The organism is Streptomyces sclerotialus, from assembly GCF_040907265.1.
Classification (GTDB): Bacteria; Actinomycetota; Actinomycetes; order Streptomycetales; family Streptomycetaceae; genus Streptomyces; species Streptomyces sclerotialus.
In genome coordinates this window covers 7,042,742-7,067,858 of the sequence record NZ_JBFOHP010000002.1, presented here as the reverse complement: position 1 = coordinate 7,067,858, position 25,117 = coordinate 7,042,742, and the positions used below count along the sequence as shown (strand labels likewise).

General features: G+C 70.6%; 17 protein-coding genes and 1 tRNA gene. 8 read left to right on the top strand and 10 right to left on the bottom strand.

Going from position 1 to position 25,117, the window contains the following annotated elements:
* Positions 1 to 2: 2 nt before the first annotated feature.
* The 3 genes from AAC944_RS31100 to AAC944_RS31090 are packed head-to-tail and all read right to left on the bottom strand — an operon-like array spanning position 3 to position 6,981.
* A complete protein-coding gene (locus tag AAC944_RS31100; protein ID WP_030612563.1) occupies positions 3 to 1,922 on the bottom strand; it encodes a UvrD-helicase domain-containing protein in 1,920 nt (639 codons plus the stop codon).
* Entirely contained in the window at positions 1,919 to 6,676 is a 4,758-nt protein-coding gene (locus AAC944_RS31095; protein WP_030612564.1) for a sacsin N-terminal ATP-binding-like domain-containing protein, read from the bottom strand. The genes AAC944_RS31100 and AAC944_RS31095 overlap by 4 nt, the downstream gene beginning before the upstream one ends.
* Before the next feature lie 50 nt (positions 6,677 to 6,726).
* Positions 6,727 to 6,981: a hypothetical protein gene (locus AAC944_RS31090; RefSeq protein ID WP_030612565.1), complete on the bottom strand. Its 255-nt coding sequence runs from the start codon at positions 6,979 to 6,981 to the stop codon at positions 6,727 to 6,729.
* Positions 6,982 to 7,531: 550 nt separating this feature from the next.
* Here AAC944_RS31090 and AAC944_RS31085 point away from each other — a divergent pair.
* Genes AAC944_RS31085 through AAC944_RS31075 form a run of 3 tightly spaced genes read left to right on the top strand, consistent with a single transcriptional unit; the run spans position 7,532 to position 11,576 of the window.
* A complete protein-coding gene (locus AAC944_RS31085; RefSeq protein WP_030612566.1) occupies positions 7,532 to 9,676 on the top strand; it encodes a helix-turn-helix domain-containing protein in 2,145 nt (714 codons plus the stop codon).
* Positions 9,673 to 10,677: a hypothetical protein gene (locus AAC944_RS31080; protein ID WP_030612567.1), complete on the top strand. Its 1,005-nt coding sequence runs from the start codon at positions 9,673 to 9,675 to the stop codon at positions 10,675 to 10,677. Before AAC944_RS31085 ends, AAC944_RS31080 begins: the two co-directional genes overlap by 4 nt.
* Positions 10,674 to 11,576 carry a DUF6339 family protein gene (locus AAC944_RS31075; RefSeq protein WP_030612569.1) on the top strand — a complete coding sequence of 301 codons (903 nt, stop codon included), beginning with the start codon at positions 10,674 to 10,676 and terminating at the stop codon, positions 11,574 to 11,576. The genes AAC944_RS31080 and AAC944_RS31075 overlap by 4 nt, the downstream gene beginning before the upstream one ends.
* Here the strand turns inward: AAC944_RS31075 and AAC944_RS31070 are convergent.
* The 3 genes from AAC944_RS31070 to AAC944_RS31060 all read right to left on the bottom strand — a co-directional run bounded on the left by AAC944_RS31070 (position 11,501) and on the right by AAC944_RS31060 (position 15,026).
* Entirely contained in the window at positions 11,501 to 12,871 is a 1,371-nt protein-coding gene (locus AAC944_RS31070; RefSeq protein WP_030612572.1) for a DNA cytosine methyltransferase, read from the bottom strand. The two genes, AAC944_RS31075 and AAC944_RS31070, sit on opposite strands and share 76 nt — an antisense overlap.
* Positions 12,872 to 12,997: 126 nt before the next feature.
* On the bottom strand, positions 12,998 to 14,410 hold the full coding sequence (locus tag AAC944_RS31065; RefSeq protein ID WP_030612575.1) for an MFS transporter: 1,413 nt from the start codon (positions 14,408 to 14,410) through the stop codon (positions 12,998 to 13,000).
* A 542-nt stretch (positions 14,411 to 14,952) separates the two neighbouring features.
* Positions 14,953 to 15,026 (bottom strand) — tRNA-Pro (locus AAC944_RS31060).
* A gap of 166 nt (positions 15,027 to 15,192) precedes the next feature.
* Here AAC944_RS31060 and AAC944_RS31055 point away from each other — a divergent pair.
* From AAC944_RS31055 to AAC944_RS31045, 3 genes are all read left to right on the top strand, one after another.
* Positions 15,193 to 15,405, top strand: a complete 213-nt coding sequence (locus tag AAC944_RS31055) for a hypothetical protein (RefSeq protein ID WP_030612577.1) — start codon at positions 15,193 to 15,195, stop codon at positions 15,403 to 15,405.
* 191 nt (positions 15,406 to 15,596) lie between these two features.
* On the top strand, positions 15,597 to 16,310 hold the full coding sequence (locus AAC944_RS31050; RefSeq protein WP_037771862.1) for a thiamine pyrophosphate-binding protein: 714 nt from the start codon (positions 15,597 to 15,599) through the stop codon (positions 16,308 to 16,310).
* Positions 16,311 to 16,314: 4 nt separating this feature from the next.
* The gene (locus AAC944_RS31045; protein ID WP_030612584.1) at positions 16,315 to 17,229 is read left to right on the top strand and encodes a transketolase family protein; all 915 of its coding nucleotides are present in this window, start codon (positions 16,315 to 16,317) and stop codon (positions 17,227 to 17,229) included.
* 105 nt (positions 17,230 to 17,334) lie between these two features.
* Here AAC944_RS31045 and AAC944_RS31040 read toward each other — a convergent pair whose 3' ends face one another.
* The gene (locus tag AAC944_RS31040) at positions 17,335 to 18,264 is read right to left on the bottom strand and encodes an alpha/beta fold hydrolase (RefSeq protein ID WP_030612587.1); all 930 of its coding nucleotides are present in this window, start codon (positions 18,262 to 18,264) and stop codon (positions 17,335 to 17,337) included.
* 177 nt (positions 18,265 to 18,441) lie between these two features.
* On the opposite strand from AAC944_RS31040, the gene AAC944_RS31035 reads away from it, so the two are divergent.
* Together AAC944_RS31035 and AAC944_RS31030 are read left to right on the top strand one after the other, a co-directional pair.
* Positions 18,442 to 21,624 carry an amidohydrolase family protein gene (locus AAC944_RS31035; protein WP_030612590.1) on the top strand — a complete coding sequence of 1,061 codons (3,183 nt, stop codon included), beginning with the start codon at positions 18,442 to 18,444 and terminating at the stop codon, positions 21,622 to 21,624.
* 444 nt (positions 21,625 to 22,068) lie between these two features.
* Positions 22,069 to 23,337 carry an acyl-CoA dehydrogenase family protein gene (locus tag AAC944_RS31030; protein ID WP_078888467.1) on the top strand — a complete coding sequence of 423 codons (1,269 nt, stop codon included), beginning with the start codon at positions 22,069 to 22,071 and terminating at the stop codon, positions 23,335 to 23,337.
* Between the two features lie 158 nt (positions 23,338 to 23,495).
* On the opposite strand, the gene AAC944_RS31025 is transcribed toward AAC944_RS31030, so the two are convergent.
* The 3 genes from AAC944_RS31025 to AAC944_RS31015 are packed head-to-tail and all read right to left on the bottom strand — an operon-like array spanning position 23,496 to position 25,115.
* On the bottom strand, positions 23,496 to 24,104 hold the full coding sequence (locus AAC944_RS31025; protein ID WP_030612596.1) for a GAF domain-containing protein: 609 nt from the start codon (positions 24,102 to 24,104) through the stop codon (positions 23,496 to 23,498).
* The gene (locus AAC944_RS31020) at positions 24,101 to 24,736 is read right to left on the bottom strand and encodes a GTP-binding protein (protein ID WP_078888468.1); all 636 of its coding nucleotides are present in this window, start codon (positions 24,734 to 24,736) and stop codon (positions 24,101 to 24,103) included. Before AAC944_RS31020 ends, AAC944_RS31025 begins: the two co-directional genes overlap by 4 nt.
* Complete coding sequence (locus AAC944_RS31015; protein WP_030612603.1) at positions 24,714 to 25,115, bottom strand: DUF742 domain-containing protein; 402 nt, start codon at positions 25,113 to 25,115, stop codon at positions 24,714 to 24,716. Before AAC944_RS31015 ends, AAC944_RS31020 begins: the two co-directional genes overlap by 23 nt.
* Positions 25,116 to 25,117: the final 2 nt, after the last annotated feature.

The following is a 25,117-nucleotide window of genomic DNA, read 5'->3' as shown; positions in this document are numbered from 1 at the left end:
TTCTACTCCTCCTCGGCACCGGCGGCGCGCCGGAACCGTCCGATTCCGCTGATGCGCGGGGCGATCCACACCCCGTGGTCGCCCAGGCCCGCGTTGGCCCCGGCGGCAGTGCTCCCCGCGACCGATTCCAGGCAGTCGATCCGCAGGCCGGAGATCTCCTCGGGCCACTGGATGTCCCAGTCGGTGCCGACCTTCAGCAAGGAGTACAACTCGCTCCTGAAGGCCTCGGAGGCGTCGCCGATCTCCCGTCCCTCGTGCAGCAGCGCGTACCGGGGGCTCTGCTCAGGGCCCATGGGGAGGGCGTCGCGCAGCCGGAACGTCACCGCGTCCCCCGGCCGCACCCGCTCCATCAGATACGACTGAGCGCCGGGAGCGTCGCTCAGGGCGTCGGCCGGTTCCAGGGCGTTCACGTCGCCGGCCCGCACCTCGACGCCGTCGCGCCGCCACCTCTGGCGCGGGTTCGGGACTCCCCGGTACCAGCGGCCGGTCGGCTTGTGCTTGAGCACCGTCACCGTGTCGGGCGCGGCGACGCGGTACAGGTCCTCGCGGGCCCTGGTCATCGCCACGTGGAGCGCGCGCGCCTCGGCGGGCACGTCGAGTTCGTCGTTGCGACGACGCAGCTCGGCCACGGTGGGCGGGGTGAGCAGCACCACCCGGTCGAACTCCAAGCCCTTCGAGCGGTGCACCGTGGACACGACCAGTCGGGCCGGTTCCGGGTCGGCCAGCTCGTCCGGGAAGCGGCGCTCCGCCACGAGTCTGCGCAGCCGTCCCACATCGAGCGTCCCCCGTCCGGTACCGCGGGCCGAAACGCGCAGGGCCCGCCACACCCGGCCCGGGTCGACGCCCTCAGGCAGCGGCATCTCATCGAGCAGCTCACGCAACCGTGCCTCGGTGAGCGTGGCGGTCTCGGTGCGGCGCAGCAGCTCGGCGGCCCAGTACGGCACCGGCCGGTCCTGGAGCGAGCGCCGCAGGGCGTGCGGCACGCCGTGGGTGTGCAGCAGCTCCGAGACAAGCAGGGCCTGCCGGTTGTCGCGGGCCAGGACCGCGCAGGTGCCGGGGAAGGACCGGAGCGAGTCCAGAGTGAACGAGTCGGTGAGCAGGCCGAGGTCGGGGAGGTCGAGCAGCAGCTCGCGCAGCTCCCCGTGGAGCCGCTCGGCCGCGATGTCGGCGCCCTCTGGGGCGCTGCCGATGCCCTGCACGGCGGGGCCGAGCGGGAGCGCGGTGCGCGCTTCGGGGGTAACGGCCCGGAAGTTCCGCGTCAGCCGCAGTTCCACCAGGTCCTCGCAGTAGGAGCCGCGCACCCAGCGAAGGAAGAGGTCGGCGCGGTCGGCGTACTCCTCCGGATTCTTCTCCCGGTCGATCTGGAAGTCGTAGATCGCCTGGGCGGAATCGCCGACCAGTGTGAATCCGCAGGAGTCCTGGAGCTGGTCGAGCAGCGACTCCACCATCTCGCGGCGCGCGCTCGCCAGGTCCTGCACCTCGTCGATGATCACGTGCGCGGGCGGGCCGGACTCCAGGGAGTCCAGCGCGCCCTTCTCGATCGCTTCGGTGGCCGCCCGGATGCGCTCGTCGAAGGAGAGCGCCGACCACTCCCCCTCCGGGTGCGCCTGCATCAGCAAGGAGTACGCCCAGGAGTCGAAGGTCTGCACCCGCACCCGCCGGGCGTGCTCGCCGTATCGGGCGATCCGGTCCCGCAGTTCACGGACGGCGGCTCGGGAGAAACTGAGGACCAGCAGTTCGGAGGCCTCCAGAGCCTCGTCCGGATCGGCGTGGCCCACGAGCGCGTCCATGCGACGCACCAACGTGTGGGTCTTGCCGGTGCCCGCCCCGGCGGTGACCAGCAGACGGGTGTCCCAGGGCTGGTCCACGACGGCCTGCTGCTCGGGAGTGAGGACGGGGTCGTCCGCGGACGAGAAGGTCACTTCTTGCTCCACAGGTGCTCGAACTTGGTGAAAGCCAGGGCGGTGTCGAAGTTCCGGATGTTGTCGCGGACGTTGAGGATCAGGCAGGTGTCCTTGCCGCCGTTGCGGGGGCCGCGCAGGCCGCGGCCGATCATCTGTTGGTACACGTTCGGGCTGTAGACCGGCCGGGCGACGACCACCGCTCGGGTGGCGGGGGCGTCGAAGCCCTGAGTGAGGACCCCGTAGTTGGTGAGCACCTGCACTCTGCCGTCACGGAACTCCCGGACACGGGACCGGCGGTCGCTGTCGGAGGTGGTGGAGTCCACGGAGGACGCGGAGATCCCGTGGTCCTTCAGCCGGGCGGCCAGGTACTTGGCGTGCTCCACCGAGGTGGCGAACACCAGCACCGGCCAGTCGTCGGGCATCGCGGTGATCTCCGAGACGATGCGGCGGCTGCGGTCGTGGTCCTCGGCCAGCCGCTGCTCGGCTGCCTTGGACAACAGGCTGAACTGCTCGGCGCTCTCCCGCTCCTGGCGGGACAACTCGATAGTGCCCCCGGTGAGTTCCCGGTGTTCGACCTGCGCCAGGACACCCAGCTCCTGGAGGTGTCCATAGGGGTCGTCGGACGGGAAGACGCCCTCGTCCAGTCGGCGTGAGCCGAAGCGGTTGACCAGGCGACGGGTCTCCTCCTCGTTGTGGCCGCGGAACGGGGTGGCCGTGAGGCCGAGCAGGTGGCGCTCGGTCCGATGCTGGGTCAGGCCGAGCGAGCTCAGGATCTCGGTGTAAAGGGGACTGGTCGCCACATGCGCCTCGTCCACCACGACCAGCGCGGCCTCCCGCAACCAGGCGTACCGGTCGGTGTCCAGGCACACCCGCAGCTTGGCGTCGGTGGCCACGACGAGCTGCGGGCCGTCGGTGACCGGCGCCGCCTCGTTCGAGGTCCACAGCCTGTTGATCGTCAGTCGGGTCTGCGCGCCGGCCTTGCTCCAGACGAACTGCCAGCTCTGCACCGCCTGTTCGCACAGCTCCTCGGTCTGGGCGATCCACAGGATCGGCCCCTTGAGCTCGCCGGCCTGCTTCACCCAGCGGATGACGGCCTCGGCGGTGACACGCGTCTTGCCGGCGCCGGTGGGCAACGACAGCATGGCGCGCTGCGGGGCCAGCCGGTCCAGCATCTCGAAGATGTTGAGGGCGAGCCGCTCCTGGTAGTCGTGCAGACGCGGGAAGTCGCGGGGGCCTTCCACCGTCAGGCTCTGTTCGAGGGTCGGGGCCCGGTAGCCGGCGAAGGGCGCGGGCAGGCCGAGGTCGGCGACGAACGAGACCGCCGCCGAGCCGCCGGTGTAGGACGACGGGGCGCTCGGGAAGCGCTCCTGGATGTCGCGGGCGTGGGTCTTGAGCACGGTGTCGCCGTGGGCGTTGAACGCCATCTGGGCGATCCGACGCCCGGTGGGCTCCTGCCCGTCCAGCTCCTGGCGCTCGGCCTCCATCAGTCCGGCGGGCAGCCGGTCGCGCAGGGCCTCCGCGCCGATCAGCAGCTCCAGCTTGGCCGTCACGTCCGCGGCCTCGCGGACCGCCTTCAGCGCGGTCCGCACCTTTTTGTCCTGCTCTTGACGGGTCTGCGCATCCAGCACGGCACGGCAACCGGCCTCGCCCATCCGCAACCCCAGCTCACGGTCGACGGCCCGGAGCGCACCCAGCCGATCCAGCGAGTCCAGAACCTTGATCACGTTGCCCTGACGGGCGCTCTCCAAGGACTTCGCCCGCGCGCCGTTCGGAGTGCGGACGACCTCCTCCAACGTGGCACAGCGCAGCAGGGAGTACGTGCTGACGGAGGCCCCCATCTTCTGGCGCAGCGTCGGGAACTCCTCGGACAGCGGTACCGCCTCCACGGTCGACTCATGCCGAGTCTCACGGCTCACGACGTCGTCATGACGCAACATGCCCCATCGCTCGACCATGAGGTCGGCGGACTCCTGGTCCGGCATCATCAGCGCAGGCACCCGCTCGGCCCGCAGCGAGCGGTACTCCTCCGCGTTCGCCGCGACGGCGATCTCGCCGTCCTCCCGGGTGCCCCAGGCGTCGCCGATCCGGCAACGGGTCAGGGAGTCCTCCGGGAAGTCGACCTCCAGGCGGGTCAGCAGGGCGTAGGTGGAGCCGACGAACACGTCGTCCTCGCTCTCCTGGAGCTTTTCCAGCAGCTGTTCCCACTGCTGGGGTCGGACCTTCTCGACACTGTCGGCAAGCCCGAGCTTGCGGGCCTTCTCCGAGCTGATGCGGGCAACCGGGAGCACGTCGCGGTATGCGTCGAGCTGCGGACCGACGGCTTCCTTCAGGGGCTTGAGTCCCTGAGAGGTCCGGACTCGACCGTGCCGGACGAGCATCCAGCGGATCGGGGACTGCGCCGTCCGACGCGTACCGGCCTGCGCGCCGATCTGCAGTGTCCAGTTCTCGATCAACGCGTCCTCGGGCAGGCCCTGGAGAAAGGCGGCGCGGGCCTCCTCCGAAAGTCGGGGCAGCAGGTGCAGCGGCCCGCCGACGGGGGCCCCCTCGATCCTGGTCCTGGCGAGGGTGGGTCTGCTCGCCCGGTTGTCGAGCGTGCGGCAGTACGCCGCGTGCACGGCCTCTCGGTACTCCTCGAACCAGGGCTCCGCCTCGGGCCTGTGGCCGGAGGTCGGGCGGTCCCGCAGACCCAACTCGCGGAAGAAGCCGGCGTCGTCGGAGTGGAACCGCATGTCCACCGCAATCCCCGGGTCGCTCTCCGCGGTGACGACGACGCCGGGCAGCATGCAGTCGCGCATGCTGTGGAAACGGCCGTCCACCGTTCGGACCTTCAGGGTGTCCATCGGTGTCGCTACCCGCTTCGTCACCTCGTGGCCCACAGCGGTGGCCCCGGCCCGGTGGAACAGCTCCCAGAAGTGGTTCCACTCCTGCGGGCCGTACGAGGCGAAGCCCTGGTCGAGGATGCTCACGAAGCGCCCCCGGACGTCGGCCTCCTGAATGCCGAGGGTGGTGAGGGCGGAGGAGAGCGACGGGTCGTCGGACAGGGCGCGGTCCACGTAGACCAGCGACTCCCGCAGACCGTCCTCGTCGGCGCGCCTGTAGACCACACCGCCCATCGGGGCGACCAGGCCGTGCTCCTCGGTGAGCACGATCTTGGCCTTACGGGCATCCGCGGCACAGTCGGCACCCGACTCGAGCATGTCGGCGACGATTCGGATCGCGGTCTCCGAAGCCTTCGCCGTGCCGTCGGAGACCAGCGCCTCGAGCCATTCGCGGACATCGGCCCGCGGCTGCTTGGTCCGCTCCAGGATGTGGCCGACCTTGCCGGAGCGGAGGGCCGTGGCCTCCACCGAGGGGTGCAGCCACGCCTTGGGGCGCCCCGGATAGGAGTGCCACAGCCGCAACCAGCGGTTGGTCGCGGTGAGGTCCTTGGCCAGTTCCGGGTGGATGCGCAGCTCGCGAGGGTTGCGCAGAACGCCGTCCTGGTCGGGCAGTGACGGACGCTGAGCCGCCATTTCCCAGATCTGCTCCAGCAGGTGCCGATCGGCCCAGCTGATGGCCTCCCTGGAACGGCCGGGCAGGAGTGGCAGGTACGCGGCAGGGTCTTCCGCAGGCGCCAGTTCGGGCAGGGAGTCCACCACCAGACGGGCGGCGACCTGGATCATCTCCACGTTGAAGGGTGAGGCGTCGAGCAGGTTCTGCCGGTCCTCGTTGGTCTTCCAGGCACCGTTGAGTATGCCGGTGAGGGACATCTCGTACTTGCTGGGGAAGTACGCCCAGAACTGCCCACGTCGACGCCGGCCCCCGGGCGTGAACAGGCCGTTGTCTTCCCGCTTGTAGTCGGGGACGGCCCAGGCGACATCGATGGTCAGACGGTCGTGCAGCTCGCCGGCGTCACGGCGGGCGGCCTCGGTCGGCTCGTGGGTACAGGTGAAGACCCGCCACTGCGAGGTGGCGGGCGGCCTCCCGACGCGCTCCTCGTGGATCGTGCGCAGGCTGCCGTCCTGCTCGGCGTAAAGGGCCCGGCGGGCGATCGGGCGCGGCCGGCGGTCCTCGAGGACCACCTGACCGACGTGCGGGGAGAACAGGTGGAAGCCGGCCGGGAATTCCTCGCGGGTCTCGTGGCCGGCCGTGCCCTGGTGCCCGTGCATGTCCTTACCCAGTCGGTCGGCAGCCCCGGGCAGCAGCGGCAGGCGGACGACGGTGGTGGCCCACTCGAGCAACTCGTCGAGCACTCGATCCCGAAGTCGCTCGGCCGCCATGTCCAACTCGCGGGCCATGCGCAGGACGGGCGCTTCGAATTCCGCACCGAGTCGCTCGCGCACGCCGGGCACGTCGCGGATGAGCTGGTACGACCAGGCCCGGTCGAAGCCGAAGCTGCCGCTGCGGCTGAAGAACTGGGGGGTGTCGGTCACCACCAGAACCGACTTCACCCCCACGCCGAACCGGCCGATCTGGCCGCCGCGCTTCTTGGACATGCTCATGCGCAGGATGGTCTCCGCGCCCTCGGCGGTCACCGGCTTTCCCTCGTTGGCGCAGTACAGGTGGGTGTCGGTGAGGACGACGTGGATCCGCCCGCCGGGCTCGTCACGGATCTCGTCGGCGGCGTTCTGAACCAGCTCGAAGAGCTGGCGGTCGCCGTACCCGCCCTGGGTGATGCGGCGCTCGCCGTTCGCGTGCTCGGGAATCAGGCCCGGATCGACACGGTAGGTCTCCAGCACGCGGGAGGACTGTTCGACAACGGTGGGGATCACGGAGGACTGCGGGTCGGCCACGAATGTTTCCACTTCGGTACAAGAGGAGGAGACGACGGTCGGTGATGAGGTCAGCAGGAGAGCCGCACGGTGAACGTGACGGTGATGGTGGCGACGCGCTGGCGGCCGATCGGGTTCCGGGCCGGGCGGGGCGCGGACTTCCGGGCGTCGGTGTTCAGGAGGACGTCGCGGTAGGCGGCGACCATGCCGTGATCGAGACCCATGACATCGAGATAGGCCTGCTGAGCCTGAGGGTCGGTCGAGAGCTGGTCGTACTGCTGGACGACCATGCGCATGTGGTCGAGCGGGGACTTCTTCGAGGACACCGGGGTACCTGCGCTTTCGCTTTCGTGGAAACAGTCACGAGGAAATGGTGCGAGGTGGTGCGGAGGAGAAAAACAGACCGTCCGGAATTCCCCGGAAGAGAACCGACGAACGAATGGAGAAAAGTTTTCCTCGGGCTTTGCAAGGCGGTGCGTCGTACAGGCCGCCCCGAGCGCAGGAGGAACCAGGTTCCCTGTCCGCCGCCTGTGCCGGAGGTGACGGAAGGGAAAAGAGATGCAGCTGTCCCCTTGGGTACGGGGGTTGCCGCGGTTGCTACCGGGACTACCGAAGCGAAACTCAACCATGAACATCGCTGGGACGCAAGAGGCGTTGTCGACCCGTTCTCACGCTCGCCCCAGCAGGCTTTTCCGGAGAATTCCGGCACGAATAGGACGGAACTTCGAGTTCCGCTTTTGAACCACTTCACACAGCACCCGAGCCAGGAGACCCGCTTGTCAAAGAACCGTTGACAAGAGTTCCAGCGTGTCAACAGCGGTGCTGTACCGTGGGACTCGCCCAGTGAAGAGGGATACGAACGGAAGCGGGTGGGACATGGAGGCGGCTGAGGGCTTCGGCCCCTGGCTGGCACGCCAGCTCAAGAACGCCAGGAAGAGCCAGACCGATCTGGCGGAGGAGCTGGGCATGACCCGAGCCGCCGTCTCGGCCTGGATCGTGGGCCGCTCGGTCCCCCGGGACGAGACCATCCGGCGCATCGCCGAGGTGCTCCGAACCGACCTGGAAACCATCCACACCCGCAGCGCCGACGCCCAGGTAGGACTACCCGTCTCCTGGTACCACCGCCCCGCCCACGCCGACGGCGGCCGCGAGTACGGCAACGCCGCCGCATTCGCCTTCGAAGCCGACGTCTCGGTCCTCGCCCGCGAGGCCACCCAGAACAGTCTCGACGCGCGCCTGGACCCCGCCGAGCCCGTCCGGGTCCGGTACACCCTTCACGAACTGACCGGCGAGGCCCTTGCCCGCTTCCGCGAAGCCGTCGACTGGGAGCGGCTGCTCCCGCACTACGAGGCGCTCACCGCCGAGAACGGCAAGCAGGGCAAGGTCTCGCGCACGATCGCCGCCGGACTGCGTGACATGTACCAGCACGACCGCCTGGTACTGCTCCGCGTCGACGACTACAACGCCACCGGCCTGACCGGCGGAGACTACGACAACGGACTCTTCGCCGCCGTCGTCCGCCGACAGCTCGACAGTCACAAGAAGGGCCCCGGGGCAGGCGGCTCGTACGGTCTGGGCAAGGCCACGCTCTGGGCCACCAGCCGGCTGGGCCTCGTGCTGATCAATTCCACCCTTTCCGAACCCCACGAGGGGCGCACCGAGCGCCGTCTGATCGGCCGGCTCGACCTCCCCTGGCGCGAGGTCGACGGCCAGGAATTCGCGGGCCCGGCCTGGTTCGGGCGTCCTGACCCGGACGCCAGGTCCGCCGACGTGGCCCGCTCCTGGTGGGCCGACGAGGAGACCGTCGAAAAGCTCCGCCTCACCCGCGAGAGCGCGGCCCCCGGGACCTCCTTCCTCATCGTCGGCGCCCACGACGTCGCCAGCCTGGCGCCCGTCACCGGCACCTTCGACGAGGAGGAGAGCCCCGAGGACGACGACTCCATCCACCGCATGCACGCCCGACTCGTCGACGCGCTGGGCCGCAACTTCTGGGCGGCGATGACCGGCGGCGGCGTCCACAAGCCGCATCTCGAAGCGTCCGTTCGCACCTACCGGAACGATGAAGTCCTCATTGCCGAGGAGCGTGTGGATCCGGTCGTCACACAGCCCTCCCGGACCCGCGCCCTGCGTGCCTTTCTGGAGGGTGACACCGTCGACCGTCTCACCGGCCCCGGACAGGTCGCCCGCGCCTCCGTGCAGCTGAACGTGCCCCTCCACGGCGGTCAGGTACGCGGCGGTGTGCCCCACGAGGCGGTGCTCCTGGTCACCCACGCCGAGGACGCCGACGGCCGCCCCAATCGGCTGGTCTCCATGCGGGGCAACCGTATGACCGTCAAGGACAGCGCCGTCACCAACGTTCCGATCGGCACCAACCCCTTCCAGGCCATCCTTCTCACCGGCCGCGCGGCCGGTGAGGACGCCCCCGGCGCCGAGGCCGCCGAGGAGTTCCTCCGCGCCTCCGAGCCACCCGAGCACAACAAGTGGGGCCAGACCGAAGAACTCCGCCTCACCTACTCGCCCTCGGCCCACCGACGCATCGCCGCCATGACCACCGCTGCCAACAGCGCGGTGCGCGATCTGGTCGCCGTGCCGCGGGCCAAGCGCCGCAGCGGGGGCGAGGCCAAGATCGCCGGCCGGCTCAAGGTGGGCGGCGGCACGAAGAAGGCGCGCCCGGCCGGTACTGCGGCCCTGCCCGAACTGGACAACGTGGACGCGTTGATCGACAACACCGGAGCCTGGTCGGTCACCGTCGACCTGCGGGTGTCGCCGGGCGTCGACACGGACCGTCCGGTCACGCCGATCGCCAAGTTCGACGTGCGCTCCGGCCCGCGTCCCGCCGCGCCCTGGAAGGACCTCGTCGCCGTCAGCGGCTGCGAGGTCGTCGACGGGTCCCTGCACCTGTCCCCCGGCAGCCGCAAGGTCGTCTTCCGAGGCGTCACCGATGTGTCCCGCCACCCGGTCCGGGCCCAACTCACCGGGCTCGTCGTCGAACTCCGCAGCGGAAAGGGGGAGCAGGCGTGAAGGTCTACCCCTACCGGCGGCTCAGCGGCAATGTGTCCTGGCGCGTCGAGAGCGCCCAGCTCAAGGCCGAGGGCGAACCTTGGGAGGACGTGGAGAGCAAGTACGTCTCCACCGTCGAGCGCGTCGTGGCCCTCGGGCCCGACGAGGACCGTCCCGACTGGGTCGAGGCGCGACTCCGTCTCTTCGCCGGCCTCCCGGCCAAGGCGTTGGACCCCACAGGCCCCTGGCAGGACGTCAAGGTCGTGGCGGTGCTCACCGAGCGCGCCACCAACACCCGCACAGCCGTGGAGTTTTCCTCGGTCTCCGTCGACGACCGCGAACGGACCGCCGAGCTGTACATCCACCGCTGCGACCTCCTCGACCGTGCGTCCCTCGCCGTACACGTCGTCGCCACCGTGGACGGCGTCCCCGGCCGGGTGATCGCCACCTCCGACGCGGAGTGGTTCGTCGACGTCGTCGAGGCCGCTCCCTCGCTCGCCCGTGAACTCGATGTCAAGATGGTCGGCTTCGCCTCCGGAGCGAGCCGACTTCAGCGCTTCAAGGACTCCCCCTGGCTGGTCGACACCACCGGACGGATCCCTGTCGTACGTGTCAACACCGACTTCGACGGGCTCGGCGACCTGATCGGTGCGGACGGCGGCAACGGCGCGGAGAAGACCGTCCGGGAACTCCTCCTCGCCCAGATGTGCTCCGAGGTCTGGACGGCAGTCTTCCACTCGGCCGTCGGCGACCTGGAGATCGAGGAGGACGGCACCCCGCTGTTCCCGCACGGCTGGCAGGGTGACGTGCTGCGGGAGATGCTCCCCGACATGTACCCCGAACGCGCCCCGGAGGATGCTCTGCGCGAGGTCCACGCGGCCCGGGCAGGCGTCTCCGCCACCGGCTGGGGGGCGCTCCAGTCCCGCATCCATTTCGCCGCCTCCCGACGCGCAGGCATCCCCCGAACGCTCTCCACCACCATCCGCGACCTGGAACGACTCACGCAGGGGGACGACGCATGACCGGCCGGCCCGAGCACCTCCCGGAGCGCCTCGCGCTGCTCCCCAACGCCGAAGTGGCAGAACTCCTCACCGAAGGACTGCTCACCGGCCGCGAGGAGGTGCAGAGCATCAAACTCAACCAGGTCACCGAACCGCTGCCGCACACGGAACGGCGCGGCGACCTGCGGCCGGTCCGGGACCTGGCCGAGGACGCCATGGCCTACTGCCGGAGCAACGGTCTCAAGGCCACTCAGGCCGACGCCTGGCTCGCTCCTCGCCTGCACGCGGCTCTCCGCCTCACCCGCCGTGAGGCGGCCGAGCCCGGCCTCTGGAACTACCTCGCCCTCGGCGTGGCCCCCGATTACGTGGTCTGGCGGCATCTGCCGGAACCCAAGGACGGCAAGGTCGCCAAGGTGGTGACCGAACGCTTTCGGGGGCAGTACCACAAGCAGGCCTTCGCCCGCCTGTGGTGGGCAGCCGAGCTCTTCCGTGACGGCTCGGACTACGGCCCCGTGGTCACTGCCTGCGGCAACCAGGACATTCTGAACACCGCTCTGCGCATGTCCGTGATCAACCACCGGCCCACCGCCCAGGCGATCGTCCGGCTGGTCGCGAAAGGGGTCATCACCACCGGCCGTGAGGTCAACGCCCTGGTGGGAGCCGTCAACGCCTCCGCCGCGACGCTGATGTACGACGTGATCGCTCCCGACGCCGAGCGTGAGTCCCGTTCGCTGCTCGCCTGGATCGACGAGGCCGAGACCGCCCGCCAGGTGTCACGGAACACGCTCCCGACCGGTCCCGAGGAGGAACGCGCGCCGGAACTCTCCGTGAGCACGCTGGTGGACTACTTCACCGATCTCTTCGCGGACGCGCCGGTACGGGGACGGGAGGAGTCGGAGGAGGACGACGGGGAGGGCTGATTCTTGGGCGGGCAGTCGGGGCCACAGCCGTCCGGAGCTCCGCAGCCCTCCTTCCGGAGAGTGGCGCGTTCCTCGTCGTCGAACTCGGGCCAGTTCTCCCGCAGCTTCTCCTCCGGCGGGAGCGGCAGAGCCAGCGCCGCCGCGAGCACGTGCATGCCGAACAACGGGGGAACGGCATTGCCCACCTGCTGCGACTTGTCGTTTCCCGACCAGGGGTAGTTGGGCGGGAAGGTCTGGAGTATGCCGGCCTCGGGGATGGTCAGGCGGTCCGGGTGGTGCGGGGTGCCGTCCGGGTGCCGAACCGCGTTGCGGGAGACCTTCCCCGTGACGGTGAACGACGGTTGGCGGTCCGTACGGATCCCACGCTTCTTCGGATCACCGCCACTGCCGTAGTTCGACACGATCTCGAAGGAGGACTTCCTGCCTTCCGGGCGTTGCTTCGTCGCCCTGAGCACTTTCCCCATCGAGACCCAGGGCTCGGGCGACTTGTCGCCCTCCTCCATCGGCAGCTGGAGGGCCTGTGCCACTGCCTCTTCGTCCTCGGGGCCGCCCTGCTTCGGCCTGTGCGGGTTGTAGGTGTGGTGAGTGGGGCCCGGAAGCGGAGGGGTGCCGTGCTCGTCGAGCCGCGCGATGAGGATCGTACGGCGACGGGTCTGGGGGACACCGTATGCCTCGGTGTGCAAGGTCTTGACCTTGGCGACCTTGTACCGGAACAGCCTCCCGCCCGGGCCGGGCAGACCTACCTCCAAGGCCTTCTTGTAGACGTCCCAGAGAGCCTTGACCTGGGGTACCTGCTCCAGGACGATCACGTCGAACGGTCGCCCCTCGCGGTTCGGACTACCGAGTGCCTTGATCGCGTACCGGAGGGGTTCCAGGACCAGAGCGGTCCTGGGATCGCCGCCCTTCTCCTGCAGCTCCTCCAGCCGCTTGTCGATCTCGTCCTCCGCGACACGCTGCACCATCAACGCATCGACGAGCTCTTCCACCTTCGCCAGGGCCTTACGCCCCGCACCGCTGCCGGCCACCGAGTACGTCTGACACGGCGGACCGCCGGCCAGCACGTTCAGTTCCTTGGGCAGCTCCTCGAACCTGTCGCGACGCACGGCACTGACGTCCGCATGCCATGTGCGGAGTCCGGCCTTGTAACGCGTCTCGCAGGCATCCTTGTCCCACTCGATCCCGAGTGAGGGGACGTCGAGCATGTGCGCGGCTACGTCAAGACCACCCGGACCGGCAAAAAGGTCCAGAATATACGGATTCTCAAGGAATCGAGCGCCTACGTCCGAGCTGGTCATGTGGCGAAAGTTTAGCCTGCGGTGGTCGGTGCGACGTACCGAGCCGGCGCTTCACCACGACCAGTTCGGTTTGCACCGCCCGTCGTTCCGACCGAGGCAGCGATCCATACGACGGGCGGTGCCGGCTCAGGAAATGGAGGAAGCGGCGGCGGGGGTCGTGTCCTGATCGGGGGTGGGGGTCTCGCCGTCGTCCAGGGAGACGTTCCGGGTCTCCTTGCTGATCGCCAGGGCGATCAGGGTCAGTACGGCCATGACGGAGAGGTAGCCACCGACCAGCCACGGGGAGCCGTCGCCGGCCTCCCAGAGGGCGACCGCGATGAACGGGGCGACGGCCGCGCCGAGGATCGAGCTGACGTTGTAGGCGATGCCGGAGCCGGTGTAGCGCACGCTGGTCGGGAAGAGCTCCGGCAGGAGGGCACCCATCGGACCGAAGGTCATGCCCATCAGCGTGAAGCCGAGCACCAGCCACAGCACCACGCCCAGCGTGCCCAGGCCGATCAGCGGCACCCACACGAGCCCGAAGACCACGATCGCGGCGGTGACCCGGAGCAGGGTGGTGCGACGGCCGTACTTGTCGGCGAGCGGGCCGGAAACCAGGGTGAACACGGCGAAGAACAGCACACCGAAGATCATCATCAGGACGAACGTGGTGTAGCTGTAGCCGAGACCCGGCACGGCGGCGTCCTTCGGGGTCCGGCCGTAGCTCAGCGAGAACGTGGTCATCAGGTAGAAGAGCACGTAGGTCGCCAGCATGGCGAAGGTGCCGAGGATCAGCTGCTTCCAGTGGCTGCGGAAGACGGTGACCAGCGGCAGCTTCCGCACCAGGCCGGACTCGCGGGTCTTGGCGAAGACGGTCGACTCGACCAGCCGCATCCGCACCCACATGCCGATGGCGACCATCACGGCGGAGAACAGGAACGGGATGCGCCAGCCCCAGCCGAGGAAGGCCTCGGAGGGCTGGGAGGGGTCGGCGCCCGCGGCGGACGGCAGCAGCGCGCCGATGATCAGGAAGAGGCCGTTGCCGATGATGAAGCCGAGCGGGGCGCCCAGCTGCGGGAAGGTGCCGTACAGGGCGCGCTTGCCGTTGGGCGCGTTCTCGGTGGCGACCAGCGCCGCGCCGCTCCACTCGCCGCCGAGCGCGAAGCCCTGCGCGATCCGCATCAGTACCAGCAGCGCGGTGGCCACCCAGCCGGCCTGCGCGTACGTGGGCAGGACGCCGATGAGGAAGGTGGCGATGCCCATGGTGAGGAGCGAGACCACCAGCGTGCCCTTGCGGCCGAGCCGGTCGCCGAGGTGGCCGAAGAAGACGGCGCCGATCGGGCGGGCGACCATCGCCGCGCCGAACACCGCGAAGGACGAGAGCAGAGCCGTCGTCGGGTCGCTGCTCGGGAAGAAGAGCTGGGGGAAGACCAGAACGGCGGCGGTCGCGTAGACGTAGAAGTCGTAGAACTCGATCGTCGTGCCGATGAGGCTGGCGATGAGCACGCGGGACCGCGGATTGACGGGTGTCTGAGCGGAGCTGGTAGCTGGTGCGGGCATTTCTCGAGTCTTTCGCGCGAGAGTGAGGAACGGTCGTCGGCGGCGAGCACCGACGGCCCGAACGGCAGCGCGCGTCCCCCTCGCGGACAGGCCGCACGAACCGCCTGAGCAGCGCGACGATCTCACGTATCTCATGTGACGGTCGGGGTATATCACGATGTGGGATGGCGGGACGGAGTGCCGGGTGCTCTCGGTGAGCGCGTTCACCCTGCCGGGCGGCCTGCCGGCCCCCTTGGTGCCGACGGTGGATTCGAGGCGACCCGTGCCGCCATGCCGACCTGTACCGGCGTGCCGAACTCGCCGGCGCTTCGATCGCCTGGCGGTGGTGGTGTCGAATCCGGCGCAGCCGACGACGAGTTCGTGGTCCTTGTCCGCGAACTCGCTGATCGACCCTGCGAATGCCGCCAGGCGCCAGGCCGATGGCGGCGGCGAGCTCATGGGGGCCGCACCCGTGCGGCGGGGCGCGTGAACCGGGGGCATGTGGACACGGAAAAAGCCGCCCCAGCAAAGCTGGAACGGCTTCCGATCTGCGATCTTCGCAGTCGGGACGACAGGATTTGAACCTGCGACCCCTTGACCCCCAGTCAAGTGCGCTACCAAGCTGCGCCACGTCCCGGTGCCCGGTCGGTCCGGGATGTCCCGGGCGGCCGTGCACGAGAACAATACCCCATGTCAGAGGGTGCGCGCTGCGCGATACAGAGAAGTGGCGGACGGGGCGGCCGAGGCCGGGATGAGTAGGCGTACTCATGTGGCGCGGGTCACGGAGCGCCACGCTACCCCTCATGAGCACTCCATCCATTCAGCGCCCGACGACGACCGCCTTCTTCGTGCAGGCGGCGCTCTCGTTCGGGCTCGTGTTCGTGGTGTCGTCGGCGTTCACCCTGGCGAAGTGCGTCCGCGACCGGCAGGAGGTCGAGGAGGTGACCAACCGGGTGGACAAGGCCCGGATCGACAAGCTGCTCATCGAGCAGGACGTGTTCAAGCCGGGGGTGTAGAGCCACACGCATGAGGGGCGCGCGCACGAGGGCATCACATAGGACGGCCACCCGCACGAGGGCGACACGTATGGCGGCCGTGCGTGTGAGGGTCGCACGGAGCGGGAGCGCGTCGCGGTCGATGGGCGCTTGACCTCAAGTTTGGTTGAGGTTGCAGGGTGGTCGGCATGACAGGGATGACGAACGCTCTCATGAGGGAACGTGCCGGGGCCGGCCCGCTCCCGTACGACCGTTACGACCAACTCGGCCCGCTCATGGGCCTGATGACCGGCGACGAGAAGCACGGGCCCGCCGCCACCTCCACCCTCGACGCCCTCTGGGTCCTGTACGACCGGGTGCTGCGGGTCTCGCCGGACACCGCCGAGGCACCTGACCGGGACCGGTTCCTGCTCTCCAAGGGGCACGGGCCGATGGCGTACTACGCGGTGCTCGCCGCGAAGGGATTCTTCCCGGTGGAGTGGCTGCCCGAGTTCGGTGCGTACGACTCGCCGCTCGGGCACCACCCGGACGGACAGCTCGTACCGGGCGCGGAGATCGGCAGCGGGTCGCTCGGGCACGGGCTGCCGCTCGCGGTGGGTACCGCCCTCGGGCTGCGCGCCCAGGGGCTCACCGAGCCCGCGGTCTGGGTGCTGATCGGCGACGCCGAACTGGACGAGGGCAGCAACCACGAGGCCATCGCGTACGCGGGGCCCGCCGGGCTGGACCGGCTGCACGTGGTGGTGGTCGACAACGCGTCCGCTTCCTACCCGCTGGACGGCGGGATCGCCGCGCGCTTCGCCGCTGCGGGGTGGTCGGTACGGACGGTCGACGGGCGGGATCACGACGCGTTGTTCGCGGCGTACACCGCGCCGCATCCGGGACGGCCGCACGCCGTCGTCGCCCGCGTCGAGCCGAAGGAGGCCTGAGCACATGGACACCATGCGGGAACGCTTCGCCGCGGTCACCTCGCGGCTGTTGGACGAGGATCCGCGACTGGCCGTCGTACTGGCCGAGATCGGCAAGGACGGCTTCGACGCGGCGCGGCAGCGGCATCCGGACCGGGTGCTGAACGTCGGGATCAGGGAGCAGCTGCTGGTCGGCGTGGGCGGCGGGCTGGCCCTCACCGGGATGCGGCCGGTCGTGCACACCTTCGCCAGCTTCCTGGTCGAGCGGCCCTTCGAGCAGGTGAAGCTGGACTTCGGGCATCAGGGAGTCGGTGGGGTGCTCGTGAGCGCGGGCGGGTCGTACGACTGGCCCGCGGGCGGCTTCACCCATATGGCGCCGGGGGACGTGGCGCTGATGGACACGCTGGACGGGTGGACCGTGCATGTACCGGGGCATCCGGACGAGGCGGAGGTGCTGCTGCGGCACGCCGCGGCGGCCGGGGACGACAAGGTGTACGTACGGCTGTCCGTGCAGAGCAACGAGGCGCCGCGGCCGGTGGACGGCAGTCGCTTCCTGACGCTGCGCGAGGGGCGTGCGGGGACCGTCGTCGCGGTCGGGCCGATGCTGGACAACGTGCTGGCGGCGACCGCGGGGCTGGACGTCACCGTGCTGTACGCGACGACCGTACGGCCCTTCGACGGCGCGGCGCTGCGGGCTGCCGTCGGCGGGACGGAAGCGGCGGACGTCGTGCTCGTCGAGCCGTACCTCGCGGGTACGTCGGCGGCGGCCGCGGGCGAGGCCCTGCAGGACATTCCGCACCGCGTACTGGGGCTGGGCGTGGGGCGGCGGGAGCTGCGCCGCTACGGCGACATGGCGGCCCACCTGGCGGCGCACGGCCTGGACCCGGCGTCGCTGCGGGGGCGGATCGGGGGGTTTGCCGGGGGGTTTGCCGGGGGGTGATGGGGGAGGCGGCGGGGCGCGCGTTCCTGGGCAGGGCCCCTCCCTCTCCCCAAGTCGGGGACGGTGACGCGGCCCCTCCCCCACCACCGCCACACCCAAGTCAAGCTAGCGGCCGCCACTGACAACGCGCTTGTCCAGCCACTCCGCCAGGTCCCGCTGCACCTCGTCGCGGTTGGTCTCGTTGAGGATCTCGTGGCGGGCGTCCGGGTACGCCTTCCAGGTCAGGTCCTCGGTGCCGAGGTAGCGGAAGTCCTCCAGGAGTTCGTAGACCAGCGTCATCCGCTGGTTGCAGGGGTCCTGGTCGCCGACGGCGAGGTGGACGGGCAGGTCCCGGGGCGTGCGGGCCAGGTTGGCCGGGTCGTTGACCTTGCGGACGGCGCGTACCCAGTCCAGTGCGAGGCCCGTGCAGAAGGGGAAGCCGCAGTGCTCGTCGGCGACGTACGCGTCGACCTCTGCCTCGTCCCGGGAGAGCCATTCGAAGCCGGTGCGGTGCGGATAGGGATCGTTGAACGAACTGAAGAGGCGCGGGATGAAGTCGGAGAGCGCGGTGCGGCCCTGCCGCGCCGCCTCGGCCTCCAGGGCCTCGATCGCGCCCTCGATCTCGGCGCCGGGCAGCGTACGGAAGGTGCCCGACAGGATCAGCCCGGCCAGCCCGTCGGCGTACTCCTGGGCGTAGTCCCGGGCGAGCATCGAGCCCATGCTGTGGCCGAGCAGTACCAGGGGGACGCCGGGGTGCAGCCCGCGCGCCGTGTCGCCGATGGCCTTGAGGTCGTCGACGGTACGGCGCCAGGCGTCCTCGCCGACGACGCCGCGCCCGCCGGTGGACGCGGCGGTGGCGCCGTGCCCGCGGTGGTCGGAGGCGAGGACGCCGTATCCGTGTGCGGTCAGGAAGCGGGCGAAGCGGTCGTAGCGGCGGGCGTGTTCGGCGGCGCCGTGCGCGATCTGTACGAGGGCGCGCGGGTGGCCTGTTCCGGGGAGCCAGGTGTAGGTGGCCACTCGGGTGCCGTCGGGCGCCTCGTGGAAGTCCTGCTGCATGGCGTCGTCTCCTGACTGCTGACGCGGGTGGGCGGACCAGGACACCTTCTCCTCCGGTGGCCGGGCGCGCCAAGGGGTGGTGTGCGCGGTGTTGACCTGTCCGCTCCGGTGCATGGAAAGATCAGCGGGTTCCTGACCGGTTGTGCACCACACGTATCCCCTGTCGTAGGAGGACCGTTGGACACCACGGACAGCTTTCCGGACGACACCGCTGGCCCCTCCCCCTTCTCCCGCCGCCGCTTCCTGCAGGGCACCGCGACGGCCGCGGCCGCCGTGGGCCTGGTGGGCGTTCCCGTGCCGGCCACCGCCCGCGCCGCCACCACCCTCTCCTTCACCGCCGCCACCAACGGGGCCGCCACCCTCGCCCCCGACGGCAAGCGGCTGATCGCGGAGATCCAGAACGTGCTGTGGTCCGTGCCGCGCTCGGGCGGTACGGCGACGGCGCTCACCCCGCCCCTCCTGGAGCCGACCCGGCCGGTCTTCGCGCCGGACGGCTCGCGGCTGGCGGTCTGCGGGTACCAGGGCGGCCAGTTCCACATCTGGACGCTCGCCCCGGACGGCTCGGGGCTGCGACAGGTGACCGACGGGCCGTGGGACGACCGGGGGCCCGCCTGGTCGCCGGACGGCAAGCGGATCGCGTTCGCCTCGGAGCGCGGTGGTGACCCGGTGGCGGGCAGCCCGTACCGGATCTGGGTGCTGGATCTCGCGAGCGGGAAGCTGACGCGGGTGACGGGGGTGCCGGGCCAGGACGGGCCGCACCAGGGCGGCGGGTGGGAGGACTTCGATCCGGTGTGGGCGCCGGACGGGGCGCGCATCTGGTTCGTGCGGGGCCGGCTCGTGGGGACCGCGCTGGAGTCCCGTACGGTCGCCTCGGTGCCGGCGGACGGCCGCGGCCCCGTCGTCACGGAGCACACCGAGGAGGCGGCCGCGCAAGTCATGGTGCCGGCCCTGTCGCCCGCCGGGCGGCTGGCCTATGTGCGGACCACTCCGGCCCCGGGCCCGACGTGCACGCTCGTCGTCGACGGGGCCGCGGTGGCGGTGGACGGCGATGTGATGCCGGTGCCGCCGCGCTGGATCTCGCGCGAGGAGCTGCTGGTCACCGTGGGCGGGCAGTTCACGGTCGTCCGGCCGGAGCGGCCGGACGCCGCCGAGACCATTCCGTTCGCCGCGCGGATGCCGGTCGAGCGGCCGCGGTACCGCGTCAAGGATTACGGCTTCGAGCGGGACGGTGCGCGCCCGGTGCGGGGGGTGCATCTGCCCGCGCTCTCCCCCGACGGCCGCCGGGTCGCGTTCGCCGCGCTCAACGGGCTGTGGGTGGCGCCTGTTTCGGGTGGCGCGCCGCGGCGTGTGGTGAAGACCGGTCCGACGCGTTATCTGCTGGCGCCGTCCTGGACGCGGGACGGCCGGGCGCTGGTGTACGCGGACGACCGGGACGGGCTGTACGCGGTGCGGCGCCGGGACGTGGCGTCGGGTGCGGAGCGGGTGCTCGCGGAGGGCGGCCGGGTGCATCCGGCGCTCTCCCCCGACGGACGGCGGCTGGCCGCGCTGGACATGTCGGGCAATCTGCTGGTGCGGGACCTGGGGACCGGTGCGGAGCGGAAGCTCGCGGCACCGCTGGGCGGGGGCGGGCTGCCGGGGCGGCCGAGCTGGTCGCCGGACGGCCGGTACCTGGCGCTGTGCGACCGCAACCGGCTCAACCAGCGGTTCCGCGAGGGCTACAACCTCATCCGGGTGCTGGACACGGAGTCGGGGGCGAGCCGGCTGCACGCGGTGGACGCACACGTCTCGGTCTCCGACCGGTACGACTCGGGCCCCGTGTGGTCGCCGGACGGGCGGTGGCTGGCGCTGGTCGCCGAGTCGGCGCTGTGGCTGCTGCCGGTGCGGCCCGACGGCACTCCGGACGGCGCGCCGCGGCAGCTGACGGAGGAGCCGGCGGACCATCCTTCCTGGTCGGGTGATTCCCGTACGCTGCTCTACCTTTCGGCGGGGCGGCTACGGACGGTGCCGGCCGCGGGCGGGGAGCCGCGTACGGTGCCGCTGCGGCTGGATCACCGGCGGGCGCGGTCGGCGAACACGGTGGTGCACGCGGGGCGGTTCTGGGACGGGGTGGGTGAGCGGGTCCGGGACGACGTGGACGTGGTGATCCGTGACGGGCGGATCGCGGCCGTCACGCCGCACCGTGCCGGGCGGCGGGCGGCCCGCCGGGTGGACGCCTCGGAGCGGACGGTGATCCCGGGGCTGTGGGATTCGCACACGCACCCTTGGCAGTTGACGTACGGCGGGCGGCAGACGGCGTTGCAGCTGGCGTACGGGATCACCACGGCGGTGTCGTTCGGCGGCTTCTCGTACGAGCAGGCGCGGCTGCGGGAGGCGGTCGCCGCGGGGGTGCTGGCCGGTCCGCGGCTGCTGAGCTGTGGTGAGCTGCTGGACGGGTCGCGGGTGGCGTACAGCATGGGGCGGGCGCACCGGACGCGGGCGGGGCTGCGCCGGTCGCTGGCCCGGGGTGCGGCGCTGGACTGGGACTTCGTGAAGACGTATGTGCGGGCGCCGGGCTGGATCATGCGGGAGGCGGCGGAGTTCGCGCACGAGCGGCTGGGGGTGCGGTCGGGGAGCCATCTGCTGACGCCGGGGGTGCAGCTGGGGCAGGACCTGACGACCCATCTGCAGGCGACGCAGCGGCTGGAGTTCGGGCGTGCGACGTCGGCGGCGGCCCGTACGTACAGCGATGCCGCGGAGGTCTACACCGGGACCGATTTCCACCTGGTCGCCACGCCCTTCACGGCGGGGGTGCTGCTGGGTGCCGATCCCGGGCTGGCGGACGATCCGCGGGTGACGGCGCTGATGCCGCCGTGGGACGTGGCGCTGGTACGGGAGGACGCGGCGCACCGGCCGACGGAGGCGGAGCTGGCGGATCTGGCCAGGGAGACGGCGTTCTACCGGCGGGTGCTGGCGGAGGGCGGGCTGGTGGCGCTGGGGACGGACGCGCCGCTGATGCCGATCGGGCTGTCGCTGCATCTGGCGCTGCGGGCGCTGCACGGCGCGGGGCTGTCGGTCGCGGAGACGCTGCGTACGGCGACGGCGTTGCCGGCCCGGGTGTTCGGTGCCGAGCGGGATCTGGGGACGCTGGAGGAGGGCAAGCTCGCGGACCTGGCGCTCGTGGACGGTGATCCGTTCCGTGATTTCGATGCGCTGGTGCGGACGACGGGGGTGCTGCGCGGCGGGCGGCTGTACGAGCAGGCCGGTCTGGTGGGCGCGTTCGAGGGGAGCCGGACCGCTGCGGTGCAGGGGGCGGGTGCCGAGGACTGGGCGGAGGTGGGCCGGCAGCTGCGCCGGGACTCCTGTTGCGAGCCCGGCCACTAGGTCTACGAGCGGGGAGGCGTCGGGTGGCGCGGGGCCGGCGTGCGGGTGCTACGGCACCGGCAGGCCGCGCTCCGCGCCACCTGGCGCTGCTCCGGTGCGCCGGGGACGAGTGGCTTGCGTGCGTGCGCTACGCACTCCATCGGTGACGCGACCCCGTCGAAATTCGGTCACACGTACCTACGGGGCGAGCAACTCTGATCACTCCTGCCCCAGTTCTGCGTTTTCGCATGTGGCAGCCCCATGGGGTGGTGAAGGATCAATGCGCACTCCAATGTCTCCGCATAAATGCGACGAGTAGAGGTTTTATGCGCCCTGCGCCAGGTATGCCAACGGGTATTGCACGCCGGGTAACCACTGAACAACTGTCCGGATTCAATCGAGGAATGACACGTACCGGATGAGCGAATTCCATTAGCGCGGACGCATAACGGAGGAGGGCTCGTCTTGCATCGCTACTTCACCGATCAGCGGCATGAGGCACTCCGGCACAGGGTGCGGGACTTCGCCGAGCGCGAGGTCCGGCCCCGCATAGCCGAGATGGAGGCAAGCCGTTCCGTTTGCCACGCCCTGTCGCGCCGGATCGCCCGCCAGGGGTGGATAGGCGCGACCGTACAGCGCGGTTACGGCGGTATGGGGGCCGGCCACCTCGCCAAGACAGTGATCATCGAGGAGCTGTCCCGGGTCAGCGCCGCCATGGGCGCGATGGTGCAGGCGTCCCAGCTCGGCGTCGCGAAGATCATCCACTTCGGCAGTGAGGAGCAGAAGCAGACCTGGCTGCCGGCCATCGCCGCGGGTGAGTGCCTGCCGACCATCGCGGTCACCGAGCCCCACTCCGGCGGCCACGTGCTCGGCATGACCAGCAGCGCGGTCCGCGACGGCGACGACTACATCCTCAACGGCCGCAAGATATACGTCGGCAACAGCCACGTCGGCGACCTGCACGGCGTGGTCGTCCGCACCGGCGAAGGCTCGCAGGGCCTGTCGGCCTTCCTGGTGGAGCACGACCGCCCCGGCTTCCGCGTCGGCCCCCAGGCGGACACGATGGGCCTGCACGGCTTCAGCTTCGGCGAGCTCTTCTTCGACGACTGCCGCGTCCCGGCGGCCAACCTCCTGGGCCAGGAGGGCGACGGGCTGGCCGTCGCCTACTCCTCCAGCGTGCTGTACGGCCGCCCGAACCTCACCGCCGTCTCCCTCGGCATCCACACGGCGGTCCTGGAGGAGACCGCGCGCTTCTGCGCGGAGCGGCAGCGGTACGGCAAGCCGCTGTCGGCGCTGAGCAACATCAAGATGAAGCTGGGCCGGATCCAGTCCAGACTGCTCACCGCCCGGCTCGCGGCGTATCACGCGGTGCACCTGCTGGACCGGGGCGAGAGCTGTGACGCGGAGCTGATGAACGCCAAGCTCGTCAACGTCGAGTCGGCGATCGAGTCGGCCCGCGACTCGATGGACATCCACGCCGCGTGCGGGCTGTTCACCGACCGCCCGGTGGAGCGCTATCTGCGGGACGCGCACCACATCTTCGCGCCGGCCGGCACCTCCGACGTCCAGCTGCTGCGCCTGGGCGAGCTGGCGCTGGGCTCCGCGCGCGGCGAGTGGTCCAGCCGGCTCTCGCACCAGGTCCGTACGCAGGAGCACGTTGCCCCGCAGTACGACCCCCAGCACGCGTACGCGGCAGCCGGCCACCACCTGACAGGAATCGCTGCGGGAGCCTGACAGGACCGGCCGGCTGCGGAAGAGGACCTACTGCGGGACAGGACCTGCTGCGGGAGAGGACTTACTGCGGGAGAGGAGAAGCGCAACGGCCCGGCGGGGCCTCGCCGAATGCCGGCGGGCCCCACCGGGCCGTTGTGTGTCACGCGGGCGCGGGGAGCTCACAGCCCCTCCGTCCGCTCCCGCTCCATCAGGTGGATCTGGTCGACCAGCCGCGCCGCCATGGACTTGATGGTCTCCAGCCCCTCGCGGCCCCACGGGCGTGGTTCGAGGTCGACGACGCACACCGTGCCGAGCGCCATGCCCGTACGGTCGATCAGCGGCGCGCCGAGGTAGGAGCGGATGCCGATCTCGTCGACGACCGGGTTGCCCGCGAACCGCGGGTAGTCGCACACGTCCTCCAGGACCAGCGCCTTGCGGCGGACGATGACGTGCGGGCAGTAGCCGTGGTCGCGGGCCATCACCCGGCCCGGCTGGGCGCTGGCGGGCGCGGGTCCCAGCTCGACGGGGGCCTGTTCCTCGGCCGGGGTGTAGAGCCCCGCGAAGTACTGCCGGTGCTCGTCGATGAAGTTGACCATGGCGTACGGCGCCCGGGTGGTGCGGGCGAGGCCCCGCGCGAAGTCGTCGAAGGCGGGCAGCGGGGCCTCGCCGATGCCGAGCGTGCGCAGCCGGGCGACGCGGGCCGGGGCCTCGTCGTCGTCCGGCGTCAGCAGCAGGTGGCGGGTCGGGTCGTACGTGGCGGCGGGCAGGCGGGACGCGGGGCGGTTCATGGCAGCTCCGAGGCGAAGGCGGGGGTCAGTAGGTGCTGGACGAGGGAGACCAGGACATTGGTCGCGGAACTGCAGTGCCGGGCGTCGCACAGCACGACCGGGGTGCTGGGTGAGAGGTCTATGGCGGCGCGCACCTCGTCCGGTTCGTAGTGGAAGGAGCCGTCGAACTGGTTGACCGCGACGATGAATTCGATGCCGCGGCGCTCGAAGAAGTCGACGGCGGAGAAGCAGTCCTCCAGGCGCCGGGTGTCGGCGAGGACGACGGCGCCGAGCGCGCCGGCGGACAGCTCGTCCCACATGAACCAGAAGCGCTGCTGGCCGGGCGTGCCGAAGAGGTACAGCACATGGTCGGTGCTGACGGTGATCCGCCCGAAGTCCATCGCGACGGTGGTGGTGGTCTTCTGCTCGACCCCGTCCAGGCAGTCGGTGCCGATGCTGACCTGGGTGAGGAGTTCTTCCGTGCACAGCGGTTCGATCTCACTGACCGCACCGACGAAGGTCGTCTTGCCGACGCCGAAGCCGCCGGCGACGAGGATCTTCAGGGCGGAGGGAAAAGGGTCGCCCTCGTGCCCGGTGTCCGGGGCGTACGGTTCACAAGTACCGGTCGTTTCAAAGACGCTGTCGGAGTCCATGCAGCACCGCCTCCAGGAGGGCTCGGTCGGTATGGGGCGACGGGCCGTGCGGATCCTGCGTGGGGGCCCGGGCGGTGAGGGCTCCGCAGTCGACGAGGTCCGCGAGGAGCACCTTGGTGACCACCGCCGGCAGGCGTATGTGTGCGGCGACCTCCGCCACGGAGACCGGACCGCCGCACAGACCGAGGACCTGCATGTGGTCCGGGCCCTGGCACGCCACCGGCCGCTTGCCGGTGGCCATCACCATCGTCAGCAGGTCGAAGTGGGCGGTCGGGCGGGTACGTCCGTTGCTGACGGTGTACGGACGGACCAGCCGGCCGGCCTCGTCGTCGAGCCAGAGCGGCTCCGACCCCTGCCGCCTCCGGCGCCGTACCGCCATGT

Excerpts from the sequence above, each read along its gene's own strand:
- AAC944_RS31085 (WP_030612566.1), top strand. The coding sequence starts at position 7,532 with ATGGAGGCGGCTGAGGGCTTCGGCCCCTGGCTGGCACGCCAGCTCAAG.
- AAC944_RS31075 (WP_030612569.1), top strand. The coding sequence starts at position 10,674 with ATGACCGGCCGGCCCGAGCACCTCCCGGAGCGCCTCGCGCTGCTCCCC.
- AAC944_RS31070 (WP_030612572.1), bottom strand. The coding sequence starts at position 12,871 with ATGACCAGCTCGGACGTAGGCGCTCGATTCCTTGAGAATCCGTATATT.
- AAC944_RS31065 (WP_030612575.1), bottom strand. The coding sequence starts at position 14,410 with ATGCCCGCACCAGCTACCAGCTCCGCTCAGACACCCGTCAATCCGCGG.
- AAC944_RS31055 (WP_030612577.1), top strand. The coding sequence starts at position 15,193 with ATGAGCACTCCATCCATTCAGCGCCCGACGACGACCGCCTTCTTCGTG.
- AAC944_RS31050 (WP_037771862.1), top strand. The coding sequence starts at position 15,597 with ATGAGGGAACGTGCCGGGGCCGGCCCGCTCCCGTACGACCGTTACGAC.
- AAC944_RS31045 (WP_030612584.1), top strand. The coding sequence starts at position 16,315 with ATGGACACCATGCGGGAACGCTTCGCCGCGGTCACCTCGCGGCTGTTG.
- AAC944_RS31040 (WP_030612587.1), bottom strand. The coding sequence starts at position 18,264 with ATGCAGCAGGACTTCCACGAGGCGCCCGACGGCACCCGAGTGGCCACC.
- AAC944_RS31025 (WP_030612596.1), bottom strand. The coding sequence starts at position 24,104 with ATGAACCGCCCCGCGTCCCGCCTGCCCGCCGCCACGTACGACCCGACC.
- AAC944_RS31020 (WP_078888468.1), bottom strand. The coding sequence starts at position 24,736 with ATGGACTCCGACAGCGTCTTTGAAACGACCGGTACTTGTGAACCGTAC.
- AAC944_RS31015 (WP_030612603.1), bottom strand. The coding sequence starts at position 25,115 with ATGGCGGTACGGCGCCGGAGGCGGCAGGGGTCGGAGCCGCTCTGGCTC.